General features: G+C 65.2%; 6 protein-coding genes. 3 read left to right on the forward strand and 3 right to left on the reverse strand.

The features are described 5' to 3' along the window. From EN935_RS23765 to EN935_RS23775, 3 genes are all read right to left on the reverse strand, one after another. Nucleotides 1-750 (reverse strand): ABC transporter ATP-binding protein (locus tag EN935_RS23765; protein ID WP_164771293.1); only part of this gene is annotated, 750 nt, incomplete at its 3' end. Beyond that, nucleotides 747-1,700: an HlyD family efflux transporter periplasmic adaptor subunit gene (locus EN935_RS23770; protein WP_127262217.1), complete on the reverse strand. Its 954-nt coding sequence runs from the start codon at nt 1,698-1,700 to the stop codon at nt 747-749. The genes EN935_RS23770 and EN935_RS23765, both read right to left, overlap by 4 nt. Further along, a complete protein-coding gene (locus EN935_RS23775; protein WP_109667674.1) occupies nt 1,697-2,401 on the reverse strand; it encodes a CerR family C-terminal domain-containing protein in 705 nt (234 codons plus the stop codon). Before EN935_RS23775 ends, EN935_RS23770 begins: the two co-directional genes overlap by 4 nt. Before the next feature lie 104 nt (nt 2,402-2,505). Here EN935_RS23775 and EN935_RS23780 point away from each other — a divergent pair, with 104 nt between their 5' ends. The 3 genes from EN935_RS23780 to EN935_RS23790 all read left to right on the forward strand — a co-directional run. Beyond that, complete coding sequence (locus EN935_RS23780) at nt 2,506-2,979, forward strand: CYTH domain-containing protein (RefSeq protein WP_127262218.1); 474 nt, start codon at nt 2,506-2,508, stop codon at nt 2,977-2,979. Then, a complete protein-coding gene (locus EN935_RS23785; RefSeq protein ID WP_127262219.1) occupies nt 2,976-3,914 on the forward strand; it encodes a CHAD domain-containing protein in 939 nt (312 codons plus the stop codon). The genes EN935_RS23780 and EN935_RS23785 overlap by 4 nt, the downstream gene beginning before the upstream one ends. 51 nt (nt 3,915-3,965) lie before the next feature. Continuing rightward, nucleotides 3,966-4,483, forward strand: a 518-nt coding sequence (locus tag EN935_RS23790; RefSeq protein ID WP_281040359.1) for a YiiX/YebB-like N1pC/P60 family cysteine hydrolase, incomplete at its 3' end; no start/stop codon positions are given.

Raw genomic sequence — 4,483 nt, forward strand, 5'->3', positions numbered from 1 at the left:
CACCTGGTCCACGCCAGGGCGCCCTTGAAGCGCTTCGGCCACCTGGTCAAGGCGCGGGCCTTGCAGGACGAAGGTGGTCAGCCCGGCATTTTTCACCACCTCGGCGACGGTGCCGGTGGCCAGCATCTTGCCGTAGGAGATGTAGCTGATGCGGTGGCAGCGCTCGGCCTCGTCCATGTAGTGGGTGGAGACCAGCACGGTCAGCCCGCCGCTGGCGAGGCGATGGATCTCGTCCCAGAATTCACGCCGCGCCTTCGGATCGACACCGGCCGTCGGCTCGTCGAGCAGCAGCAATTTCGGCTTGTGCATGATGCAGGCGGCGAGCGCCAGCCGCTGCTTCCAGCCGCCCGACAAGGTGCCGGCCAGCTGGTTGCGGCGCGTGGTCAGGCCAAGGTCTTCAAGCGTCCCGGCGACATATTCTTCAACCGGCTTCAGCCGGTAGAGCCGCGCCACGAATTCGAGATTCTCGCCGATCGTCAGATCCTCGTAGAACGAGAATTTCTGCGTCATGTAGCCGACTTCGCGCTTGATGCGCAGGCTGTCGGTGCGGATGTTGAAGCCGAGCACCGTGCCTTCGCCTTCGTCCGGCGTCAGCAGACCGCACATGATGCGGATGGTGGTGGTCTTGCCCGAACCGTTGGGTCCGAGAAAGCCGACGATCTCGCCTTCGGCGACCGACATCGTCACATGGTCGACGACGGTCTTGTTGCCAAAACGCTTGACCAGGCCATGGACGTCGATGGCGTTCATTTTGCGCTGTCCGCCAGATCGACATCGACGATCTGGCCCGGCTGCAGCGGGCCGGCATCGCCCTCCGGCCGCGCCTCGACCAGGTAGACCAGCTTCTGCCGGTTCTCGAGCGAATAGATCACCGGCGGGGTGAACTCGGGATCGGGCGAAACGTAGCTGACCCGCGCCTTCACGCCCTCGCCGCAGCCGTCGCAATGGACGCCGAGCAAGGTGCCAACCTTGACCGAGGAGAAGGCGCTCTCCGGAATGTAGACGCTGAGCTTCACCGCGCCGTCGGGCAGGATCGAAATGACAGGCGCGGTCGGGCCGGCGGTGTCGCCCGGATTGCGGATGACATCGTTGACGCGGCCGGGCGAAGGGGCTGCCAGCACCCGCTTCGACAGCCGCCACTGCGCCTGTTCCAGTGTCGCCTGCGCCTGCTTGACCTGGTTGTCGGCGGCCTTGATCGTTTCGGGACGCGCCGGCAGGCCACCGACGGCGAGATTGGCGGTGGCCTGACCGACCTGCGCGTTGGCCGTTTCCAGCGTCGCCGACGCGGTGTCGAAATCGGCCTGCGTGCCGGCGCCGCGTTTGAACAGATCGGCGGCGCGGTCGAATTTGCGCTTGGCGTCGGCGGCCTGGGCGCTGGCCATGTCGACCTCGGCCTTCAACACCGCGATCTCTTCCGGCCGCTTGCCGATCTGCAGATCGGCCAATTGCGCCTGCGCCTGGGCAAGGCCGGCCTCGGCCTGCGCCACCGCGATCTTCGCGTCGGCACTTTCCAGCGTCACCACGGTCGTGCCGGGCACCACTCGGTCGCCGCGTTTGACCGTGACGGTCTCGACCTGCGCCACCTCGATCGGCGCCAGCAGCACGTAATCGCCTTCGACATAGCCGACGGCCAGCGGGGCAGCCGGGGCACAGGCGCTGAAAAGCTGCGCAGCGAGCGGCAGCGAACACAGAAAGCTCATGGTCTTTGCCCCTTCATCTTTGCCCCTTTTCTGGAAGCCAATATGGCCTCGAGATTGCCGGATGTGGCCGCCACCACCTTGGCGGCCTCGGCGGCGCCGATGTCGTTCCAGCCCATGCGGCGCATCACCGCCTCGCGGCCGATGCGGAAATAGATGACCTGACCGATCAGCGTGAACACGGTCAGCCTTGTGGCCTCGCTCTCGGCCGGCTCGCCGGTCGCCTGCTCCCAGAGTTGGCACAGCCGGCGATGCGTCGGCTCGAAAACGCCGTCATAGATGCGGTCGAGGGCTGCCGTCGGATGTGAAAGCTCGCGCAACACGAACTGCACGATCTCGCCGGCCTGCGGGCTGGCCACGACAAAGCCGACCATCCGCTCCAGCGCCGCGAAGAGCTGCGCTTGCGCCGCCTCTGCACCGCCCGGCATCGGCGCCTGCGCATTGCCGAGCGCCTGGCCGGCGACCGTCTGGATGGTCTCGACGATAAAGTCGGCGGCAGCGGCGCGAAGGCCCTCCTTGCCGCCGAAATGATAGGCGATCGAGCCGATATTGGCCTGCGCCTCGGCGGCGATCTCGCGCGTCGAAGTGCCGTCGAAACCCTGCCGCCCGAACAATTTCAGCGCCGCGCGGACAAGCGCCGCACGCGTCATCTCGGCGGGAGATGCTTCGCGGCGGGGATTTTTGGCGTCGGACTGCTTGATCATATCAGATATTTAATCAATCGATTGATTAAAGTCAATTCGTGAGCGCTAACTTGTGTGCGTCACCGTCTTGCCATCGCCGGCGGTAACCGCTTTAGTGCGCGGCCATGGGCAAGGAAGTCGAGCGCAAGTTCCTGGTCTCCAGCACCGCATGGTTAGAACTGGCCGAGGCGCGTATTCGTATCCTCCAGTTCTATCTCGCTGCCAGCCCCGGGCGCACGGTGCGCGTGCGCATCAGCGATGGCACGTCCGCCAAGCTGACGCTCAAGTTTGGCAGCAAGGCGCGCGAGCGCGACGAATTCGAATACCCGATCCCGCTGCCGGAGGCGGTGGAGATGTTGGACTTCACCATCGGACGTGTCATCGAGAAGACACGTCACCATGTTAGGCACCGCGGCTATCTCTATGAAGTCGATGTCTTTGGCGGTCCACTTACGGGACTTGTGGTCGCAGAACTTGAGACGCCGGAGGACGTGCCGGACGAAATGCTGCCTGACTGGCTCGGCCGTGAAGTCACCGGTGAGTCAAAATACTACAACGCGTCGCTCGCCCTCGGGGGGATACCGGAGATCGCCGCATGAGCTTTCGCATCGATCCGCGCGTGCCGCTGACCGGCGAGGTCAGGCGTATCCTTGCAGAGGAAATCGGCAAGGCATTGGCTCACCTTGATGCCGCGCGGAGCCGGCCGGAACAGGCACTGCACAAATGCCGCAAGCGGTTGAAGAGCGCTCGTGCCTTGCTGCGCCTGGTTCGTTCCGGTGACGAAACATTCTGTGAGACCGAAAACCAGTGCTATCGCAATGTGGCCGGCCTGCTTGCCGGCCCGCGCGAGGCGACGGCGCTGATCGAGACCATCGACCGGCTGGCGGCAAGCTTTCCCAAGGAGAGCGCCGACGACGGGCTGGGCGCGGTTCGCGACAGGCTGATTGCCCGCCAGCATGAAATGCATGAGGGCAGCGGGCTCGAAGTGGCGATCGGTGCGGCGACCGCGGCATGCGAGGAAGGCCTCAAGCGGATCGAAAGCCTTGCCTTGCCCGACCAGCCGGAACAGGCGGCCGACGTGCTTGCCGAAGGCGCCCGCATCACCTTGCGCCGTGCCAGGAAGGCGCTGGACAAGGCCGGATCGCGCGGCGAGGCCAATGATTTCCACGATCTGCGCAAGGCGGCCAAGACCCACGGCATGCATCTGTCGCTGCTCGGCAGGCTGTGGCCGACGCCGATCAAGGCAAGGCGCAAGGCGGTTGACGAACTGGGCGAGCGGCTGGGCGACCTGCACGATGTGCTGGTGATGCGCGATCTTCTCGAGGCCGATGACCGTCCGCTCGGACCGCCCGAGGACACGAAGCTTCTGGCCAAGCTTTTGAAGCGGTCGGAGAAGCAGCTGAAGAAGAGCTGTCTTGCCGAGGCGGCGGAGCTGTTCGGCGACAGTCCGAAACGCTCGACACGCAAACTCGCCCGCAAGGCGCGCGACGATCTGGCTGCGTCGCCGGAAGAGGCCGCGGCGACGGCAAGCTGACCGACGTGCGGCTGGCGCCCAGCCACCCGCCTATGCTAATCGCCATAGGGCATGACCGAGCCTGGCGACACGCTTCTGGATAGACTTGGCCGCTGGCTTGCCGGCCGGCTGCAGGAAGAATCTTCCGGCTACGAGCCCTATACGCCGTCCGATGCGGAGACGCTGCGCCGCACGCTTGAGCCCGGCGATATCCTGCTGATCGAGGGCAACCAGAAGATCTCGGCGGCGATCAAGTATCTGACCCAGTCGACCTGGTCACATGCGGCCTTCTATGTGGGCGACGCGCTGGCCGAACCGGAAGACGGAACGGAACGGCGGCGGCTGATCGAGGTCACGCTCGGCGAAGGCTGCGTCGCCGTGCCATTGTCGCGCTATCGCACCTACAATACCCGCATCTGCCGGGCGAGCGGACTGGCGCCGGAGGATCGCGACAAGGTCGTCGCCTTCATGATCGGCAAGCTCGGCCTGAAATACGACCTCAAGAACATTTTCGACATGCTGCGTTTTTTCTTCCCGACGCCGCCGGTGCCGGTGCGTTGGCGGCGGCGCATGCTGGCCTTCGGCTCCGG

The sequence above is a fragment of the Mesorhizobium sp. M7D.F.Ca.US.004.03.1.1 genome (genome assembly GCF_003998635.1).
GTDB classification, from domain to species: Bacteria; Pseudomonadota; Alphaproteobacteria; order Rhizobiales; family Rhizobiaceae; genus Mesorhizobium; species Mesorhizobium loti.